Source organism: Flavobacterium sp. B167r (genome assembly GCF_056824315.1).
In genome coordinates, this window is sequence record NZ_CP124859.1 from 3,809,563 (window position 1) to 3,828,271 (window position 18,709).

At 31.8% G+C, this 18,709-nt stretch carries 19 protein-coding genes; 11 read left to right on the forward strand and 8 right to left on the reverse strand.

The window, feature by feature from the left end; all coding sequences use genetic code 11:
• The first annotated feature begins 56 nt into the window (after positions 1–56).
• The 3 genes from QLQ96_RS17090 to recQ all read left to right on the forward strand — a co-directional run bounded on the left by QLQ96_RS17090 (position 57) and on the right by recQ (position 3,703).
• On the forward strand, positions 57–1,025 hold the full coding sequence (locus tag QLQ96_RS17090; RefSeq protein WP_482492003.1) for a deoxyhypusine synthase family protein: 969 nt from the start codon (positions 57–59) through the stop codon (positions 1,023–1,025).
• Positions 1,026–1,033: 8 nt separating this feature from the next.
• The gene (locus QLQ96_RS17095; RefSeq protein ID WP_482492005.1) at positions 1,034–1,447 is read left to right on the forward strand and encodes a DNA primase; all 414 of its coding nucleotides are present in this window, start codon (positions 1,034–1,036) and stop codon (positions 1,445–1,447) included.
• A 141-nt stretch (positions 1,448–1,588) separates the two neighbouring features.
• A complete protein-coding gene (gene recQ / locus QLQ96_RS17100) occupies positions 1,589–3,703 on the forward strand; it encodes a DNA helicase RecQ (protein ID WP_482492007.1) in 2,115 nt (704 codons plus the stop codon).
• Between the two features lie 122 nt (positions 3,704–3,825).
• Here the strand turns inward: recQ and QLQ96_RS17105 are convergent, their stop codons facing one another.
• The 4 genes from QLQ96_RS17105 to QLQ96_RS17120 form a co-directional block, all read right to left on the reverse strand.
• On the reverse strand, positions 3,826–4,341 hold the full coding sequence (locus tag QLQ96_RS17105) for a DinB family protein (protein WP_482492009.1): 516 nt from the start codon (positions 4,339–4,341) through the stop codon (positions 3,826–3,828).
• A gap of 10 nt (positions 4,342–4,351) precedes the next feature.
• Positions 4,352–6,937 (reverse strand): phosphoenolpyruvate carboxylase, encoded by a 2,586-nt coding sequence (locus tag QLQ96_RS17110; RefSeq protein WP_482492010.1) that lies wholly within the window; start codon positions 6,935–6,937, stop codon positions 4,352–4,354.
• Between the two features lie 92 nt (positions 6,938–7,029).
• On the reverse strand, positions 7,030–7,509 hold the full coding sequence (locus tag QLQ96_RS17115) for an Lrp/AsnC family transcriptional regulator (RefSeq protein ID WP_007805990.1): 480 nt from the start codon (positions 7,507–7,509) through the stop codon (positions 7,030–7,032).
• A gap of 77 nt (positions 7,510–7,586) precedes the next feature.
• Entirely contained in the window at positions 7,587–8,741 is a 1,155-nt protein-coding gene (locus tag QLQ96_RS17120; protein WP_482492013.1) for a M14 family metallopeptidase, read from the reverse strand.
• A 312-nt stretch (positions 8,742–9,053) separates the two neighbouring features.
• On the opposite strand from QLQ96_RS17120, the gene QLQ96_RS17125 reads away from it, so the two are divergent.
• The gene (locus QLQ96_RS17125; RefSeq protein ID WP_482492014.1) at positions 9,054–9,500 is read left to right on the forward strand and encodes a helix-turn-helix domain-containing protein; all 447 of its coding nucleotides are present in this window, start codon (positions 9,054–9,056) and stop codon (positions 9,498–9,500) included.
• Positions 9,501–9,583: 83 nt separating this feature from the next.
• On the opposite strand, the gene QLQ96_RS17130 is transcribed toward QLQ96_RS17125, so the two are convergent.
• Positions 9,584–10,135 (reverse strand): 1-acyl-sn-glycerol-3-phosphate acyltransferase, encoded by a 552-nt coding sequence (locus QLQ96_RS17130; RefSeq protein ID WP_482492015.1) that lies wholly within the window; start codon positions 10,133–10,135, stop codon positions 9,584–9,586.
• A gap of 64 nt (positions 10,136–10,199) precedes the next feature.
• Between QLQ96_RS17130 and QLQ96_RS17135 the strand changes: the two genes are divergently transcribed.
• From QLQ96_RS17135 to QLQ96_RS17155, 5 genes are read left to right on the forward strand one after another with little or no spacing between them, the layout of a single operon-like run.
• The gene (locus QLQ96_RS17135) at positions 10,200–10,865 is read left to right on the forward strand and encodes a spermidine synthase (protein ID WP_482492018.1); all 666 of its coding nucleotides are present in this window, start codon (positions 10,200–10,202) and stop codon (positions 10,863–10,865) included.
• A 4-nt stretch (positions 10,866–10,869) separates the two neighbouring features.
• A complete protein-coding gene (locus tag QLQ96_RS17140; RefSeq protein WP_482492019.1) occupies positions 10,870–11,547 on the forward strand; it encodes a peptidoglycan DD-metalloendopeptidase family protein in 678 nt (225 codons plus the stop codon).
• Positions 11,548–11,553: 6 nt separating this feature from the next.
• Positions 11,554–12,030 (forward strand): hypothetical protein, encoded by a 477-nt coding sequence (locus tag QLQ96_RS17145; RefSeq protein WP_482492020.1) that lies wholly within the window; start codon positions 11,554–11,556, stop codon positions 12,028–12,030.
• Between the two features lie 11 nt (positions 12,031–12,041).
• Positions 12,042–12,566 (forward strand): hypothetical protein, encoded by a 525-nt coding sequence (locus tag QLQ96_RS17150; protein WP_482492021.1) that lies wholly within the window; start codon positions 12,042–12,044, stop codon positions 12,564–12,566.
• A gap of 48 nt (positions 12,567–12,614) precedes the next feature.
• Positions 12,615–13,085, forward strand: a complete 471-nt coding sequence (locus tag QLQ96_RS17155; RefSeq protein ID WP_482492022.1) for a nuclear transport factor 2 family protein — start codon at positions 12,615–12,617, stop codon at positions 13,083–13,085.
• Between the two features lie 169 nt (positions 13,086–13,254).
• Here QLQ96_RS17155 and QLQ96_RS17160 read toward each other — a convergent pair whose 3' ends face one another.
• Positions 13,255–14,742, reverse strand: coding sequence for an aminotransferase class V-fold PLP-dependent enzyme (locus tag QLQ96_RS17160; protein WP_482492023.1), 1,488 nt, complete (start codon positions 14,740–14,742; stop codon positions 13,255–13,257).
• A gap of 182 nt (positions 14,743–14,924) precedes the next feature.
• Between QLQ96_RS17160 and msrA the strand changes: the two genes are divergently transcribed.
• The gene (gene msrA / locus QLQ96_RS17165) at positions 14,925–15,458 is read left to right on the forward strand and encodes a peptide-methionine (S)-S-oxide reductase MsrA (RefSeq protein WP_482492024.1); all 534 of its coding nucleotides are present in this window, start codon (positions 14,925–14,927) and stop codon (positions 15,456–15,458) included.
• Between the two features lie 75 nt (positions 15,459–15,533).
• On the forward strand, positions 15,534–17,102 hold the full coding sequence (locus QLQ96_RS17170) for a protein adenylyltransferase SelO (protein ID WP_482492025.1): 1,569 nt from the start codon (positions 15,534–15,536) through the stop codon (positions 17,100–17,102).
• An 83-nt stretch (positions 17,103–17,185) separates the two neighbouring features.
• Here QLQ96_RS17170 and QLQ96_RS17175 read toward each other — a convergent pair whose 3' ends face one another.
• Both QLQ96_RS17175 and QLQ96_RS17180 read right to left on the reverse strand, forming a co-directional pair.
• The gene (locus QLQ96_RS17175; RefSeq protein ID WP_482492026.1) at positions 17,186–18,154 is read right to left on the reverse strand and encodes a YpdA family putative bacillithiol disulfide reductase; all 969 of its coding nucleotides are present in this window, start codon (positions 18,152–18,154) and stop codon (positions 17,186–17,188) included.
• Position 18,155: 1 nt separating this feature from the next.
• Positions 18,156–18,629, reverse strand: a complete 474-nt coding sequence (locus QLQ96_RS17180; protein ID WP_482492027.1) for a CYTH domain-containing protein — start codon at positions 18,627–18,629, stop codon at positions 18,156–18,158.
• Between the last annotated feature and the right edge of the window lie 80 nt (positions 18,630–18,709).

Consider the following 18,709-nt stretch of genomic DNA (forward strand, 5'->3'; position numbering starts at 1 on the left):
GCATTAACATCCAAAAAGGTTAAACTTTTTAATTCAAAAAAAAAAAAACAAAAAAAATGAAAGGACCAATCAGTCAGTTTATTGAAAAACATTATTTGCATTTTAACTCTGCTTCATTAGTAGATGCTGCAAAAGCTTACGAGCAGCAATTAGCTGATGGTGCTAAAATGCTGGTAAGTATGGCTGGCGCAATGAGTACAGCAGAAATTGGTAAAATTTTTGCCGAAGTAATCAGACAAGACAAAGTGCATATTATTTCATGTACTGGAGCAAACTTAGAAGAAGATATCATGAATTTAGTAGCTCATTCTCACTACGAGAGAGTTCCTAACTACCGTGATTTGACACCAGAAGACGAATGGGCTTTATTAGAAAAAGGATTAAACCGTGTTACAGACACTTGTATTCCTGAGCATGAAGCTTTCCGTCGTTTACAAAAACACATTTACAAAATTTGGAAAGATGCTGATGATAAAGGTGAGCGTTACTTCCCTCACGAATTTATGTATAAAATGTTGTTGTCTGGCGTTTTAGAAGAATATTATGAAATTGATCTAAAAGATAGCTGGATGTATGCAGCTGCAGAGAAAAATTTACCGATTATCGTTCCAGGATGGGAAGATAGTACAATGGGTAATATCTTTGCTTCATACGTAATTAAAGGAGATTTAAAAGCATCTACCATGAAATCTGGAATTGAATACATGACTTTCCTTGCGGATTGGTATCCAAAAAACAGTTCAAACGGAATTGGATTCTTCCAAATCGGTGGTGGTATCGCGGGTGACTTTCCTATCTGTGTTGTACCAATGTTGTACCAAGATATGGAAATGCACGATGTTCCATTTTGGAGCTATTTCTGCCAAATCTCAGATTCAACAACTAGTTATGGTTCTTACTCTGGAGCAGTTCCAAATGAAAAAATCACTTGGGGTAAATTAGACATCAAAACCCCTAAATTTATTATTGAATCGGATGCTACAATTGTTGCTCCGTTAATTTTTGCATATTTATTAGATTTATAAAATAATTTATGAAAAGAGTTATAGTAGACTACGCCAAACTTACCAATGAAATTTTAAACCTTTTGGTTGAGAAATTTCCTGATGGTTATGATGATTCGGATGTAATCCGTTTTAGAAATGCTAAAAACGAATTGGTTGAAGCTGTAGAAGTTCGTACTGAAGATACAATTTACTTGGTAAAAATTAGTACTAAGCTTGCAGACAGAATTGAAAACTACGATGAAGATGATGATATTGATGTTGACGTAGATGCAATTGCACAAGTTAAAGGTCTAGATCTTGATGATGATATTAGCAACGATGACGATGAAGAGGATGATAATCTAGACAAGCCTGATACAGATGGCGGTGAAGATGATGATGAAGACGATGACGACAAAGCTGACACTGATTATGATGAAGACGAAGATGATGAAGATTAATTCATTTTCTTTTTAATAAATAAAAGGAACTCTATTTCGGAGTTCCTTTTTTTATGATATGCAGAAATAATAAAACTAATTATATTTTTATTTTTATAGGATTATTTTTACATTTAAATCTTGAATAAAAAATATACGCCTATGACTTCAGACATTTTACATACTACTTTAAAAGAGAATTTTGGTTTCGAAAAATTCAGACCCAACCAAGAAACCATAATTAATACGATATTATCCGGACAAGATACTTTGGCAATTATGCCTACAGGAGGAGGAAAATCAATATGTTTTCAACTTCCAGCTTTAATTTTGCCAGGAATTACAATTGTAATATCACCTTTGATTGCTTTAATGAAAGATCAGGTTGATAGTTTAAAAACTAACGGAATCTCTGCTTGCTACATTAACAGTTCACAATCATCGCAAGAGCAGCAATATTATATTGATAATTTAAAATCCAATCATTTTAAATTGGTTTATATCGCACCAGAAAGTCTTTCTTATTTGGATATGGCTTTTAACGAGTTGAACATTAGTTTAATAGCAATTGATGAAGCACACTGTATTTCATCTTGGGGACACGATTTTAGACCAGCTTACACTAATTTAGGTTATTTAAAAAGTCGCTTCCCTTCTACTCCAATTTTAGCATTGACTGCTACAGCTGATAAAGCAACACGTACAGATATATCAAAACAATTAAATTTAAAGAATCCGAAGACATTTATCGCTTCTTTTGATCGTGAAAATTTAAGTTTGGAAGTTCGTCCTGCTTTAGATCGTGTGAAACAAATCATTGATTTTATTGAAAATAAACCCAATGAATCTGGAATCATTTATTGTTTAAGCCGCAAAACAACAGAAGAACTAGCCGAAAAGTTGAAAAAAAACGGTATTAAGGCAAAAGCTTATCATGCTGGTTTAGATAATGACACGCGCGCAAAGACTCAAGATCAATTTATAAATGATGACTGTCAAGTCGTTTGTGCAACAATTGCTTTCGGAATGGGGATTGATAAATCTAATGTTCGCTGGGTAATTCATTATAATCTTCCAAAAAACATAGAAGGATATTATCAAGAAATTGGACGTGCTGGCCGAGATGGACTTCCAGCCGAAACGGTTTTATTTGAAAGTTATGCTGATGTAATTCAGTTGCAAAAATTTGCATCAGAAGGATTGAACTCAGACATTCAACTTGCTAAGTTGGATCGAATGAAACAATATGCTGATGCCGTAAGCTGTAGAAGAAAAATCTTGTTGTCTTATTTTGGAGAACTGGTAACTGAGAATTGCGGAAACTGCGATATTTGCAAAAATCCTCCAACTTTTTTCGATGGGACGATTCTCGCGCAAAAAGCATTGTCTGCTATTGTACGTTTGAAGGAATCTGAACCTCTAGCTGTAATTGTCGATTTTTTAAGAGGCTCGAGAAACGCGTATATCTACGAAAAAAATTATCAAGAGCTAAAAACGTACGGAATTGGCGATGATGTTTCTTGGTATGATTGGAATCAATATCTTATTCAATTAATTAATTTAGGATATTGCGAAATTGCATTTCATCAGCACAACAAAATTCTACTCACTCCTTTTGCAAAGAAAGTTTTGTTTGAAGGCGAAAAAGTAAAATTAACGACGGTTATTAAAAAAGTAATTGATAAAAGTGAGGTTAAAGAAGCGAAACCTAAAATTGCTAAAAATTCTCTTTTTGAAACATTACGTAAATTGCGTTATGAAATTGCAAAGGAAGAAGAGGTTCCTGCTTATGTCATATTCAGTGATGCCTCATTAAGACAAATGGAAATTTTACGACCAATGACCGATGAAGATTTTCTTGCTGTTGAAGGTGTTGGAAAAGCTAAGCTCGAAAAATATGGAGACACTTTTATAAAAGCAATTATTAAATTTCACAGAAATAAATCGGTTGTTAAAAAAGAGAAAAAAGATAACACCTATAAAAAAACGTTAGAATTATTTGAAAACGGAATTTCTGTAGAAGAGATTGCTGAACAACGAAACTTAAGCCAAACGACAATTATTTCTCATTTAGCAAAATTATATGTTGACGGCTACAACTTAGATTTAAGTCAATTTGTTTCTGAAGATGAAATTTCACAAATAACAAAAGCACAAATTGAATTAGAAAATCCAAATGCACTAAAACCGTACTTTGATTATTTTGAAGAAAAAATGTCTTACGATAAGATTCGATTTGGTTTGGCTTCTATTGAGAGAAAAAATCAAAAAGCATAAAAAAGCTTTGACTCTATTCAGCCTGACATACTATCTATTGTCAGGCTAAGCAGAGTCGATGCCCACGTTTATAAAAGCAAAAAAGCTGTACCTTTAAGTACAGCTTTTTTTATAAGTATCTTTTACAAATATCTTTCTTCAAAAACTTTTTGATGATGCTTTTGATGTCCAATCATGACAAAACCTAAAGCGCGAACAGAAATTTGATTATTAGAAGCTGTGCCAATTCTCTTAAGCTGTTCTTCAGATAAGCTTTTATAAAACAATAAAGTTGAATGTCTTACGGCTGAAAGTTCAGTTAGTAATTCTTGAATACTTCTCTTGTTTGAATCGGTATTATCTGCATAATCACTTTCTTCAAAACTTGGTAAAGGTGTTTTGTCGTTTCTTGAAAAACGTAAAGCGCGATAAGCAAAAATTCGCTCCGTATCTATAACATGTTGAATAATATCTTTGATTGTCCACTTCCCTTCTGCGTAGCGATAATCAAATTTATCTATCGGAATATTTTGAACAAATCGGATAAATTCATGAAGAGAAATTTCCAATTCTTCAATTAAAATACCATCTCCAGCTGCTTCAACATAAGTTCCAAAACGACCTGAATATTCATTTTCTAATAATTCTGCTGCTCTCATTTTTTTTATTTTAAGCTGAATTTCTACTTGCATTTGTATTTCCGAAAAGAGATCTTGTTACGATTTTCTCATAAACTTTAATCAATTCTTCATCAGGATTTTGCTCTTTGTTTAACTCGTTAATTCTTAACAAAGCATATTGCTGAATTGTCAGTAATGGTAAAACAATACGTTCTCTAATTTGAATTGAAGCAATACCGTCCGGATAATTTTCCATTAAAGTTTTGTGATCTGCAATTTTTAATAAAAGACGTTTTGTCTCTGAGAATTCATCGTAAATAATCTGCCAAAATTCACCAAACTCAGGATCATTTCTCATATAAGCCGTCAATGGCAAGAATGATTTTGCTAATGACATCATACTGTTTTCAAGTAAAGTCTTGAAAAATAATGAATTATGATACAAATCACTTACTTTATTCCATTGTCCAGATTCTTCAAAATGTCTTAAAGCAGATCCTACTCCAAAGAATCCTGGAACATTTTGTTTCAATTGACTCCATGAACCCACAAACGGAATTGCTCTTAAATCTGCAAAATCTAAAGATTCAGATTTACTTCTTTTTGAAGGGCGACTTCCAATGTTTGTTTTAGAATAATATTTCAACGTACTCATTTTTTCTAAGTACGGAATAAACTTCGGATGATTTTTGAAACTTAAATATTTCTCGTAACCTAAATTGGCTAAATCTGTCAAAATTTGAGTTTCTTCAGCGCTCAGTTCATTTTTCTCTTTACTAAATACTTGGTTTGTAACACCGGCACTCAATAAGTTTTCGATATTATAACGACAAGAATCTAAAGTTCCAAAATTTGAGCTAATAGTTTGACCTTGAACTGTAATTTGAATTTCGTTGTTTTCAATTTTTGGACCAAGAGACGCATAAAATTTGTGTGTTTTTCCACCGCCACGAGCAGGAGGTCCACCACGTCCGTCAAAGAAAATTGCTTTAATACCGTATTCTCTAGAAATTTTAGTCAACAAGATTTTAGCTTGATAAATACTCCAGTTAGCCATTAAATACCCACCATCTTTAGTTCCGTCAGAGAATCCAAGCATAATAGTTTGCTTGTTTCCTCTTGATCTCAAGTGTTTTGCATATTCTGGATTCGTATACAATTGCTCCATAATAGTATGCGCATTTTGTAAATCATCCACAGATTCGAAAAGCGGAATAATATCAACAGTTGGCTTCTCCCAATTATTCAAACGAATCATGGCAAAAGTCTCCATAACATTTAGAGCGCTTTCATTATTGCTGATAATATAACGATTCGCTCCTTCTTCACCATTATTATGTTGAATAGTTTTAATAGCTTGAACAGATTCTAAAGTATATCTTGTAATTTCATTTTCGAAATCAGCTGGATTTAAATTTCCTTTAACTTTCGATAAAACATCAATTTTTTGATCTTCTGTCAATTCGAAATAGTTTTTAGGGAAAATATCAGAGCCAGAGTTCAAATAATGATCCACCACGTCTTTGAATACTACATTATGAATTTTACTATTTTGACGAATGTCTAAAGTTGCAAAATGGAATCCAAATAAATTGATTTTCACTAAAAGCGCTTCCAATTCATCCAAATATAAAGATTGATGTTTCTCAATAATTATAGTTCGAATTTTATCCAATTGCGTTGATAATTCTTCTAGAGTGATAAAAATATCACCTTTAGAATAAAATACAGAACGATAAAGTTTATGTTCAAGTTCTGCTACTAAAGTATCTACACCTGAGAAAGTTAACTTTCTTTTTAAATTTCTCATTTCTACATAATAACATTTTAAAATAGAAGTACGTAGACGATCTGCAACTTTGAGTGTAATCTCTGTCGTAACAAAAGGATTTCCGTCACGGTCACCTCCTGGCCAGAAACCAAGTTTAATTAATTGGTTTTGAATTGGAGTTCCTTCTGAAATGTTTTTTTGAAGATAATGTACAATTTCTCCAGCTGTAGCGTAAAATACATTTTCTAGGTACCAAATTAAACTTACCGCTTCATCGTAAGGATTTGGTTTTTCTTTCTGAATAAAAGGAGTTTTTCCTAATTGAGCTAGCAATTGTTTAATTTGTAGCAAATCATTTTGACGAATTGCTTCTGTCAAATCATTTATAATTCCTAAAACTGGTCCAGGATAAAACTGAGTTGGATGTGCTGTTAAGACCGTACGAACATTGAAGTTTTCTAGAAACTCAATTAACTCATCGTCTTTCTCCTTCGCATCAGATTTCTCTTTAATGTCGCGAAGAGAACCACGTCCTTCCATGTTGTTAACTTCTGGAAAAGCGGCATCTTCAATCGCATCAAATAATACAATTTGACGTTCAATGTATTGAATAAATCGAAACATAAGATCGATTTTTTCCGCTTCGGAAGAATTGCTTAAGAATTTATTTGAGAAGAAATCAACAATTTCTTTTGGAGTTTCCTGTTTTTTAAAGCCCGTTTCGCAAGTTTCTGTAAATAAAGGAAGTAAAACTCCCGTATTATCTATAGAATCAAAAGGTAATGTTATAAAAACACTATTATAAATGTGGTATTTTGATAGAACATCTTGATTAAAACGTTCAATTTTTGGCAACGTATACATAATCGTGTTATAGTTGGTTGGTTAATTAGTCATAAAAAAACCCCAAGAATAAACTTGAGGTTATAATTTAATATAGCATTCAAGAAAAGTTCTTACATATTTTTGAAAATAGTATGCATCAAACGCTTCTTATCGTTTATACTTTCCTCTAATGAAATCATTGTTTCTGTTCTGTAAACACCTTCAATATCGTCAATCATGAAGATAACTTCTTTCGCGTGTTTAGTATCTTTTGCTCTAATTTTGCAAAAGATGTTGAATTTTCCTGTAGTTACAGATGCTACAGTAACGAATGGAATTTGATTAATTCTTTCTAATACAAATTTAGTTTGAGATGTATTATTAAGAAAAACCCCTACATAAGCAATAAATGAATAACCTAATTTATCGTAATCCAAGGCTAATGAAGATCCCATGATTATACCGGCATCCTCCATCTTTTTTACTCTAACATGTACTGTACCAGCAGATATCAATAGTTTTTTTGCAATGTCAGTAAACGGAACTCTCGTATTGTCTATTAACATATCTAAAATCTGGTGATCTACTTCATCTAAACGAAATTTACTCATAATTGTTTAATTAATATTACTAATTGCTATTACAAAGTATAAAATTATATATAAAAAACAACAAATTCACATAAAAATTAACTTTTTATTAATCCGTTAACAAATTTAACATTTTTATTTAAATAAAAATTTGCTTTCTGACCCGTTTTAGGAAGATTTTGGAAATCGTCCGAATATTCTGCTCCTTTTGCATCGTATTCGTAATGACCAAAATAATTTTCCAAGTCACCTACTTCAACGATGTAGGCGTTAAAATGAATCTTATTTTCGATTAATTCTTCTTTGTATTGTGCGACAAAATTCGTAATAATTTCGATACCATCATAATTTATTTTGACATTTTTATACATAAAATCATAAAAAACCACGTTATTTTGTGAAATATTCAAATATTCACCAAATCGATTATCTACTAAATCGTTTTCGAAAATTTGCTTAAAGCTTAAAATTAACGAGAAAAAAATGAATTTTCTTGTTATTTCACGATCATAGTCTTCTGGGAAGTGTCCTGCCTCAAATAAGATGGTTGGAACTCCTAAAAATTGAAAAGTGTCTCCTATACAATTAATATTGAAGGAATCATCAAAACGACCCACTTGCCCTGGAATATATTTTTGAAGTTCTTCATTGATTCCTGCAATGATATTTATGGCTTTTAATCTGTTATCATTCACTTCTCTTTCTTCATTATAAGAAGGAGCTAAAAAAGAAACTGTTGCTGGTTTTCCTGTCGTGCCTGCTCCAAAAATAGTACGCTGGTCGTGAAGGTTAAAACAAAAATCTGGTTTGAATTTCTCAAATGCTTGACGCAAAACTTTACTTTCTGGCTGTGTTAGGTCTTGGGAATCTCTATTTAGATCTACTTCGTTGGCATTTACTCGCGTATAAAGTCTTGCGCCATCTGGATTTAGAATCGGAATGCAGTAGAATGTAAATGTATCCAGCATTTGCTTAGCAAAATCAGTATTGTTATTTAATAGATTAATGAAATCAAATAAAGCTTTTGTTGTTGTGCTTTCGTTTCCGTGCATTTGTGACCACAGATAAGCACGCACTTTTCCAGTTCCGATTTGATAACTATATATAGGTTCTCCCAAAACAGAATTGCCAATAATCTCCACTTGGCCATTAGTGTTTAACTTATCTAAAAGAGGTTTAATATGGTCTAAAGTAAGATATCTCCCAGATATTGACTGTTCTTTATATTGTGTAAAAAGCTGTTCTAAATTCATTGTGTGTTGATTAGTTTACAAAAGTAAATATCTTTATTTTTACAATTGTAAACAAAATAAAAAATTAATAATTTAGAATTGTAAACAGTTTTAAATAACATTTGTTATAAAAAATTCCAACCTGTTTCAATTGAGTCTATTAAATTAGATTTACAATATTAAATATATAAATTTCAGATAATTATAAATACTTATTTAAATTTTTTATTTAACATAAAGCTAAATTACTATTAAAATTGCAACAATTATATTGTTGGTATATTTCTTTTTGTTTACATTTGTAAATAGAATAATTTAAAGCAATAATTTACAATGGTAAACATAGACGATTTTGTAAAAAGACTTGAAACTCTATTAGATTATTATGGTTTAAATGCATCTGCCTTTGCCGATAAAATTGGAGTACAACGCTCTAGTATGTCTCATCTTCTGTCTGGAAGAAACAAGCCAAGTTTAGATTTTGTTATGAAAATTCTGGAGGTTTTTCCAGATGTAGATTTATATTGGATTTTGATTGGAAGAGGAAATTTTCCTAAAAATAATGAAGAAATCGAAGTTTCAAATATCCCACCTTCTCTTCCATCGAATAAAAATGTTAGTGCTGATTTATTTACTTCGAATGAAATAAATGAAGAAGAAAAAAAAGAAACAAAAAAATCAGCAGCTCCAAAAAATGCAAATTTTAATTTGGAAGATGATGAAATTGAAAAAATAGTCTTGTTCTACAAAAATGGAACTTTTAAAGCTTATTCTCCATGATTTAAAATTAGCGCGTATTTGACTCTTTGTCTAGAAAATTTTCAAATACGCGATTCTCACGCGTTTGGATAAATTCTCCAAAATTATAATTTAAAGCCATTTTCAGGAATTTTTCCCAAAACTCCTATATAATGTTTTTTTAAGATTTCTAAATCGGCTTCATAATTTCCAGTTGGAAAAAATGCCTCGCCAAGATTTACTTCTTTCTTGCCCCAATCAAAAGTTACGGGAACTATTGGAACATTCGCTTTAAGCGCTATAAAATAAAATCCAGTTTTTATTTCTTTTACTGCTTTTCTCGTTCCTTCTGGTGCAACAGCTAAACGAAAGGTTTCTTTTCTATCAAAAATAGCAGCAATTGAATCTACTTTATTCAATCCACCAGAACGATCTAAAGGTTCGCCTCCAACACTTCTAAAATAATAACCAAACGGAAATCGGAATAATTCTTTCTTTCCTACCCAATTCATTTGAACTCCTGAGATTCCACGAGTAAAAAGTCCAAGATAAAAATCATGATTGCTCGTGTGAGGCATCACCATTAATACACATTTTTTCACTTCAACATTTTCGAGACCTACTATTTTCCAGCCCATTAGCTTAAAAAATATGAATTTGTATAATTGTTTTTTCATTAAAGATGCAATATTTGGTGCAAAATAAAAGATTTAATGCTAAATTTGAGTAAAAGCATAAAAAATGATTCAAAAAATTTTCAGTTACATAATTCCAATAAAAATATTTAAAAAGAAATCAGCTAGAAGCAAAACGATAGAAGTCACTTGGGCAAATGGTGAATTGGTATTGGATACTGAAAACACAAATTATTCATACGGAAGTTTACAGCGTATATTAAGGTACGGACTTCGAAATATTGGCTATGACAAAATTTTAGGGATGGAACACATTTTATTGTTAGGTGTAGCTGGCGGAAGCGTCGTTAAAACATTAGTAAATGAAATTGAATACAAAGAAAAAATAACTGGAGTAGAAATTGATCCAGATATGATTCAGATTGCAAATGAATATTTTAATCTTAACGAAATTAAACAGTTAGAAGTTGTTATTGATGATGCTTTTGAATTTGTTTTGAAAACAAAAGACAAATATGATCTCATAATAATTGATATTTTTGAAGATACGAATATGCCAAACTTTTTGTTTGAGAAGTTTTTTGTTGACAGAATCTGCACGATTTTAAAAGACGATGGATTTGTTTTATTCAACACAATGATATTGGACGAAGCACATAATGTTCGAAACAGAAAGTATATTACAGAAGTAAACCCCAAATTATTTAAAACCAAAATGCTTCCTCGAATTGAAGTGCACAACGAATTAATAATTATAAATAAAGTTGCCTAATTTTATGAAACCCCTAACCTCTATATTAAATTCCCAGCCACCTACTAAAATTATTGATGCCTCAATTAATATTACAGAATATACACCGTTAAATTTATCGGTTGCAAATAAAGAATTGGTAAGCCAAAAATTAGATACTTCAGAAGATTTTGAAAAATATATTTCGAATCTACTAAAAGAAAACAAGGCAAAAGTTGCATTTGGCGGTTATATAGAAGGCCGATTTTTATATCAAAGAAGTCCCATTTTTTTGGATGCTTCAAAGCCTGAACGTAATATTCACATCGGTTTAGATTTATGGGCAGAAGCAGGAACAGCAGTGCTTGCCGCGCTTGACGGAACAGTACATAGCTTTAAAAACAATATTGGCTTAGGCGATTACGGCCCGACTATCATATTGGAGCATGAATTAGAAAATGAGAAATTTTATACTTTATATGGACATTTATCGTTAGAAAGTATAGAAAATTTAAATATCGGAGACCAATTAAAGAAAGGTGAAAAGATTGCTACTTTAGGAAATGCCTCAGTAAATGGCGATTACGCACCTCATGTCCATTTTCAGATTATCCATAATATTGGGGATTATTGGGGAGACTATCCAGGAGTCTGCAATACACAAGACCTAAATTTTTATATCGAAAATTGTCCCGATCCTAACTTATTATTAAAAATTACTTAAATAGTTATGAAGAAAGCAGGATTGATTATATGTTTGTTATTATTAATTGGATGTAAATCGAAAACAGTAAGTAGAGATACAGAAGATTTGAAAATTAAAAAAGTTTCAGGAACAGAAGTAGATGCAAATCAACAGCGTAAAGCGTATGATTTAGGAAAGAGAGTCTTAGAAACTTGTAACACTTCAAAATTTAAACCTTTTAATGAAACTGAAGTAACTAACTCGGTTATGGAAAACACTACAGAAGAGCGTTTAACCAAGACCTGCCAAAGATTTAGACAATATTACGGAAGTTTTATAGATTTAAAATTAGATGGAGTTTACAAAACCAAACATGAAGTGATTTACCGCTATCATGCATTGTACACTAAAAAAGTGGCCAATAAAGAATTACGCATTTTTGTAAATGAAGACAATCTTATTTCTGCCATAAAATCAATGGATTGGGATGAGAAATTTGATGCCAAATTAGCCGATCAATAAATATTATACATATGAATTTTAAACTACCGCTACTCCTGTTATTATTTATTTCAACTTTTGCTTCAGCGCAGCAAACTATCAGTGTAAAAGGTTCTGATCCTTATCCGGCGACACAAGAATATACTTTTATATGTGATAAATATGCTTACTCTGGCGAAATTAAAGTCCAAATAGCTAAAACAGAAAAAGGTGGTGTTTTAAAATTAACCGTTTCGACAGCAAGCGATAAAGCAAAAATTGCTGGTGGCGTTTATGTAGATTTGACAAATGCAGATGTTATTGCCTGCACAGACAAAAATGTAAAAGAATCGGCAGATGGAAAAACAACTGCTTACTATTATTTTACACCTGCAGAATGGCTAAAGCTTAAAAAGACAGATATTTATGCAATAAGATTTATAATTGCTGGCGGACCAGATATTTCAGGAAATCTAACGGGACATTTTACAGCTTATAGCAAAATAAAGTATTTCTCAACAGCATTTGATAAATCTAAAAAAACATTTGATACAGCTAAAGAAATTAGTGTTTTATAATGATTTTTTAATCTAATAAATCTTTATATTTAACATAAATATATTTTTATGAATTCAAATGAAGCCTTAATTACAAAATTCTACACCGCTTTCGCTAATGCTGACGCTAAAACCATGAGCGAATGCTATCATCCGAAAGTTCATTTTATTGATCCAGCTTTTGGCTTATTAAAGGAAGATCAGGTTTCTAAAATGTGGGAAATGCTGCTTTTAAAAAGTAAAGGCAATTTAAAAATTGAATTTTCGAACATAAAAGCGGATGATTCTACAGGTTCCGCAAATTGGATCGCTACTTATAATTTCAGTAAAACAAACAGAAAAGTCGTCAATAAAATTGTTGCCGAATTTATTTTCCAAGACGGATTAATTATCAAACATACTGATAGTTTTGATGTATGGAAATGGTCAAAACAAGCCTTTGGTTTAACTGGCTACTTATTAGGTTGGACAGGATTTTTTCAGAAAAAAGTCCAAACACAAGCACTATTATCGCTTAAAAATTTTCAAAATTCTAAGTAAGGCAATAAGTTACAAAAAGTATACATTAAATTTAATACCTGCATACGTTTGATCTAATTATTTGGTTGCGGACTCTGCGTAAATAAAAATAGCCATAGATTATAAAATTAGAATGATGAAAAATCAATTTTAATTTTATAATCTGTGGCTAAATATTTTTAGAAATTATTTAAGACTTAAACCAGCTCTCAACCAATTCATCTTCAAACGAAGTCGCATCTTTATGAATAAACTCATTACGCATTTTATCATACGAATAATCCGAAGCCCAAGTTTTATGATTTGCAGCCATTTCTTTTATACTATTACATACAAAAGCAATTTCAGCATCAGTCGTAGTTGGATGAATCGACATTCTAATCCATCCCGGTTTTTTTATCAAATCACCAATTGTAATCTCGTTAACCAATTGATTAGAAGTTTCCTGATCAACATGTAATAAAAAATGACCATAAGTTCCCGCACAGCTGCATCCGCCTCTAGTTTGAATTCCAAAACGGTCATTCAAGATTTTTACTCCTAAATTAAAATGTAGATCATCAATAAAAAATGAAATTACACCAAGACGTTCTTTGTGTTGTCCAGCTAATATTTTAATATTTTCAATCGGCTCCAATTCAGAGAAAACATAATCTACAATTTCATGTTCGCGTTGCATGATGTTTTCAATTCCCATCTCTTCTTTCAATTCAATGGCAAGCGCTGTTTTAATAACTTGAAGAAAACCAGGAGTTCCGCCATCTTCACGATCTTCGATGTTATCAATATATTTATGCTCTCCCCAAGGATTTGTCCAGCTTACAGTTCCTCCGCCAGGACAATCAGGAATCATATTATTGTATAATTTCTTATTGAAAATTAAAACACCAGAAGTTCCAGGGCCACCTAAGAATTTATGCGGAGACATAAAAACTGCGTCCAAATATGATTCTGGATCAGCAGGATGCATATCAATTTCAACATAAGGACCAGAACAAGCAAAATCAACAAAACAAACTCCATTATACTGATGCATCAATTTTGCTGCTTCATGAAAAGGAGTTCTTAATCCCGTAACATTCGAACATGCTGTAATAGAAGCGATTTTTATCGTTCTATCTTTATATTTTTCTAATAAAACTTCAAGATTTTCTAAATTAAAAAGCCCTTTATCGCAAGAAGGAATAATTTCAACATCTGCAATTGTCTCTAACCAAGAAGTCTGATTAGAATGGTGTTCCATGTGAGAAATAAAAACAATTGGTTTTTTATCAGCAGGAACATTCGTAAAGTTTTTTAGGTTTTCAGGAATTTTCAATCCTAAAATACGTTGGAATTTATTGATAACTCCCGTCATTCCAGTTCCATCCGTGATTAAAACATCGTCATTATTTGCATTGGCATGACGTTTAATTATATGTCTTGCATGATGGTACGCTTTTGTCATAGCAGTACCAGATACGGTAGTTTCAGTATGTGTATTGGCTACAAAAGGGCCAAATGAATTTAACAGTTTTTCTTCAATCGGACGATATAATCTTCCGCTGGCAGTCCAATCGGTGTAAATTATTGATTTTCTGCCATAAGGTGACGTAAATTCTTGGTTTATACCGACAATATTCTGTCTAAATTCCTGAAAGTAAGCTTCCAGTGTCATGGTACTATTTTTGCTATTCATTAGTTGTGCCTTGTGTTTGACTGCAAATATATAGATTTTTTATAAAATTGCGAATTTATCAATACCAAACTTCAAACACTACATTACCGTTTGGTATTTTTAGTTAAAAGAACTTTTTTTTAATAAATTATCATAATATCCTATCAAATTAATAGGCATTAAATTTAAAGAAAGCATTATTTATGGGAAATTTATCAGTTGCTACCTTTGGTGGTGGATGTTTTTGGTGTATTGAAGCTGTAATTCAGCGTTTAAACGGTGTAGAATCTATAAAATCAGGTTACTCAGACGGATTTATAAAGAATCCTGCTTATCGCGAAGTATGTACTGGAAGAACTGGGCATGCAGAAGTGATTCAAGTGACTTTCAACCCTGACATAATTTCATATCATGACTTAATTTTTATATTCATGACAAGTCATGATCCGACTACTTTAAATCGTCAAGGAGGTGACAGCGGAACTCAGTATCGTTCTATCGTTTTGTATCATAATGACGAACAAAAAGAAATTGCTGAAAAAGTATTCGAAGAAGTACAGCCAGCTTATGCAGATCCGATTGTAACGCAATTAAAACCTTTTGAAGTATTTTACGAAGCCGAAGATTATCATCAAAACTATTATAATGAAAATCAAGAAGCTGGATATTGCCAAGTTGTAATTGATCCAAAAATTCAAAAACTTAAAAAAATGTATGCTGATAAATTAATCGGCTAATTTTAAGTTTAGTCACAGATTGAAAAATCAAAATAATCTTTTAATCTGAGGCTAAAAAAAGAAAGAAAACCTAAAATGAAAAATCTTAAAATAAAAAATCGTTTTACTGCCGAATTACCAGCGGATCCAGATTTAACTAATGAAGTTCGTCAGGTTAAAAACACGCTGTTTTCGTACGTAAATCCAACAAAACCTTCAAATCCAAAACTGATTCACGCCTCTGAAGAAGTGGCAGAATTAGTTGGTATTTCTAAAGATGAAATTCAATCTGAAGAATTTCTAAATGTGTTTTCTGGAAAAGAAATTCTTCCAGAATCGCATCCTTATGCAATGTGTTATGCAGGACATCAATTCGGAAATTGGGCAGGACAATTGGGCGACGGTCGTGCAATCAATTTGATGGAAGTTGAAAACGATAATCTGTTTTATACGCTCCAATTGAAGGGAGCTGGAAAAACTCCCTATTCAAGAACAGCAGATGGTTTGGCTGTTTTGCGTTCTTCAATTAGAGAATATTTATGTGCAGAAGCAATGCATTATTTGGGTGTTCCTACTACTCGATCGCTTTCACTTGCTCTTTCCGGAGATCAGGTTTTAAGGGATATTTTGTATAACGGAAATCCTGCTTATGAAAAAGGTGCAATCGTTTGCCGTGTTGCTCCATCGTTTATCCGCTTTGGAAGCTACGAAATGCTAACATCTAGGAATGAGCTGAAAAACTTGAAACAATTTGTAGAATATACCATTCAGTATTATTTTCCTGAAATAAAAGGAGAGCCGAAAGAACAGTATTTACAATTCTTTCAAAAAGTTGCAGATACCACTCGCGAAATGATTTTGCATTGGCAACGTGTCGGATTTGTTCATGGTGTAATGAATACCGATAATATGTCGATTCATGGAATTACAATCGATTACGGCCCTTACGGATGGCTAGAAAATTACGATCCAGATTGGACTCCGAATACAACAGATAGCCAAAATAGAAGATATCGTTTTGGAAATCAGCCACAGGTTGCACAATGGAATTTGTTTCAATTGGCTAATGCACTTTATCCGTTAATTAATGAAGCTGCTCCTTTAGAAAAAATCCTAGATACATTTATTACAGATTTTGAATCTGATTATAAAGAAATGTTTTTAAGTAAATTAGGAATATTTACTTCAAGTGATGCTGATGATAAAATAATTAAAGGTTTAGAAGAAATTTTGAAATTATCAGAAACTGATATGACGATCTTTTTTAGAAATCTAAGTCAGATTAAAAAAACAGATTCTGTTGAAGATGCGATTAAAAAAATAGAATATGCATTTTATATTCCAGAAGAAATTAAAGAAAAAATTCTGGAAGCTTGGCAGAAATGGTTTACGGTTTATTTGAAAAGATTAAATGCTGAAAAACTTTCAGATGAAGAAAGAGCTTCAAAAATGAATCAAATTAATCCGAAATATGTATTGCGAAATTATATGGCACAATTGGCTATTGATGCCGCAGATAAGGAAGATTATTCTGTGGTTGATGAATTATTTCAGCTTTTAAAAAACCCATATGACGAACAGCTAGAATCTGAAAAATGGTTTGCAAAACGTCCAGATTGGGCAAGAACTAAGGTTGGTTGTTCTATGCTTTCTTGTAGTTCTTAATTTTTTTTGCCACGAATTTCACCAATTTTTACAAATAAAAGATTAAAATTTGTGTCAATTAGTGAAATTCGTGGCTTGTATTTTTATTTCGAGCTTATATAATCCACAATCATATTAGCATGAATTCTTGAGTTTTCAATAAACCATTTATGCGTCTGCATTCCACCACAAACTACTCCGGCGAGAAATAAACCTTCAACATTAGTTTCCATTGTTTCTGGATCATAAACTGGAATTTTTAATTCATCATCAGAAAGATGAATTCCCATTTTTTCTAGAAAAGTCAAATCTGGTTTATAGCCTGTTAAAGCTAAAACGAAATCATTTTCTATTGTAACCTTTCCGTCTGGAGTTTCAATTTCTACTTCATTTTCTCTAATTTCAGTAATATTCGATTGAAAATAAGCTTTTATGCTTCCTTCAGCGATACGATTTTCAACATCAGGTTTTACCCAATATTTTACACGACTATTAATTTCGTTTTTACGAATAACCATAGTAACCTCTGCTCCTTTTCTCCAGCATTCTAAAGCGGCATCTACAGATGAATTATTAGCTCCCACAACCAAAACTTTTCTAAAAGCATATTCGTGAGCTTCTTTATAATAATGGCGAACTTTGGGTAGACTTTCTCCTAAAACATTCATTTCAATCGGAATATCATAAAACCCCGTTGCGATTACGACATTCGATGCTTCATAATTTTGTTTGTCAGTTTTAATCTTGAAAATTGCGTTTTCTTTCTGAACATCAAGAACTTTTTCAAACAAATTAATATTAAATTTAAAGTATCGATGAATATTTCTATAATATTCCAAAGCTTCTTGACGTCCAGGTTTTGGAGCCAGACAGTTGAACGGAATCTCACCAATTTCTAATCTTTCTGCAGTAGAGAAAAAGGTCATGTATAACGGATAATTAAAAATGCTATTAACTATCGCGCCTTTTTCTATAATTAAATAATTTAAATTTTTCTTTTGAGCTTCTATCGCACAGGCAAGGCCAATTGGCCCACCTCCAACAATAATAAGATCGTATTTTGATTCTGTCATTTTATTTTTGCCAATCTTTATATGGATTTTTGCTTAAATAAGCATTGTAATATCTTTCGTCGTTTGTTACTTCTTCACCAAGCCATTCCGGTTTTTCAAAGGTTTCATCTTCAGAATTCAATTCGATTTCGGCAATTACTAAACCTTCGTTTTCACCATAAAATTCATCTACTTCAAAAACATGATCGCCAGATTTTATTTCGTAGCGTGTTTTTTCAATTTTACCTTTTTCGCATAATTTCAGAAGTTCTTGAGCTTCGTCTAACGGAATTTCATTTTCCCATTCAAAACGTGACATGCCACCACTATGGCTTATTCCTTTAATGGTTATAAAGCCTTTATGTCCTTTAATTCTAACCCTAACTGTACGCTCAGGAACAGAACTTAAATAGCCCTGAGCAATCTTATTCTCGGCAAAAGCTTGTTTCTTGAAAGCATCAGATTTTACAAGAAACTTTCTTTCTATTTCAACCATTTTGAATGTAAATTATTTTTTATGCAAGTTACTCATTTTAATTAAGCCTTTCAGATTATAAAAAATGAAAAATATGTTAA

Bases quoted from the DNA above. Each gene is read 5' to 3' on its own strand.
- QLQ96_RS17090 (WP_482492003.1), top strand. From the start codon at position 57: ATGAAAGGACCAATCAGTCAGTTTATTGAAAAACATTATTTGCATTTT.
- QLQ96_RS17095 (WP_482492005.1), top strand. From the start codon at position 1,034: ATGAAAAGAGTTATAGTAGACTACGCCAAACTTACCAATGAAATTTTA.
- recQ (WP_482492007.1), top strand. From the start codon at position 1,589: ATGACTTCAGACATTTTACATACTACTTTAAAAGAGAATTTTGGTTTC.
- QLQ96_RS17105 (WP_482492009.1), bottom strand. From the start codon at position 4,341: ATGAGAGCAGCAGAATTATTAGAAAATGAATATTCAGGTCGTTTTGGA.
- QLQ96_RS17110 (WP_482492010.1), bottom strand. From the start codon at position 6,937: ATGTATACGTTGCCAAAAATTGAACGTTTTAATCAAGATGTTCTATCA.
- QLQ96_RS17115 (WP_007805990.1), bottom strand. From the start codon at position 7,509: ATGAGTAAATTTCGTTTAGATGAAGTAGATCACCAGATTTTAGATATG.
- QLQ96_RS17120 (WP_482492013.1), bottom strand. From the start codon at position 8,741: ATGAATTTAGAACAGCTTTTTACACAATATAAAGAACAGTCAATATCT.
- QLQ96_RS17125 (WP_482492014.1), top strand. From the start codon at position 9,054: ATGGTAAACATAGACGATTTTGTAAAAAGACTTGAAACTCTATTAGAT.
- QLQ96_RS17130 (WP_482492015.1), bottom strand. From the start codon at position 10,135: ATGAAAAAACAATTATACAAATTCATATTTTTTAAGCTAATGGGCTGG.
- QLQ96_RS17135 (WP_482492018.1), top strand. From the start codon at position 10,200: ATGATTCAAAAAATTTTCAGTTACATAATTCCAATAAAAATATTTAAA.
- QLQ96_RS17140 (WP_482492019.1), top strand. From the start codon at position 10,870: ATGAAACCCCTAACCTCTATATTAAATTCCCAGCCACCTACTAAAATT.
- QLQ96_RS17145 (WP_482492020.1), top strand. From the start codon at position 11,554: ATGAAGAAAGCAGGATTGATTATATGTTTGTTATTATTAATTGGATGT.
- QLQ96_RS17150 (WP_482492021.1), top strand. From the start codon at position 12,042: ATGAATTTTAAACTACCGCTACTCCTGTTATTATTTATTTCAACTTTT.
- QLQ96_RS17155 (WP_482492022.1), top strand. From the start codon at position 12,615: ATGAATTCAAATGAAGCCTTAATTACAAAATTCTACACCGCTTTCGCT.
- QLQ96_RS17160 (WP_482492023.1), bottom strand. From the start codon at position 14,742: ATGAATAGCAAAAATAGTACCATGACACTGGAAGCTTACTTTCAGGAA.
- msrA (WP_482492024.1), top strand. From the start codon at position 14,925: ATGGGAAATTTATCAGTTGCTACCTTTGGTGGTGGATGTTTTTGGTGT.
- QLQ96_RS17170 (WP_482492025.1), top strand. From the start codon at position 15,534: ATGAAAAATCTTAAAATAAAAAATCGTTTTACTGCCGAATTACCAGCG.
- QLQ96_RS17175 (WP_482492026.1), bottom strand. From the start codon at position 18,154: ATGACAGAATCAAAATACGATCTTATTATTGTTGGAGGTGGGCCAATT.
- QLQ96_RS17180 (WP_482492027.1), bottom strand. From the start codon at position 18,629: ATGGTTGAAATAGAAAGAAAGTTTCTTGTAAAATCTGATGCTTTCAAG.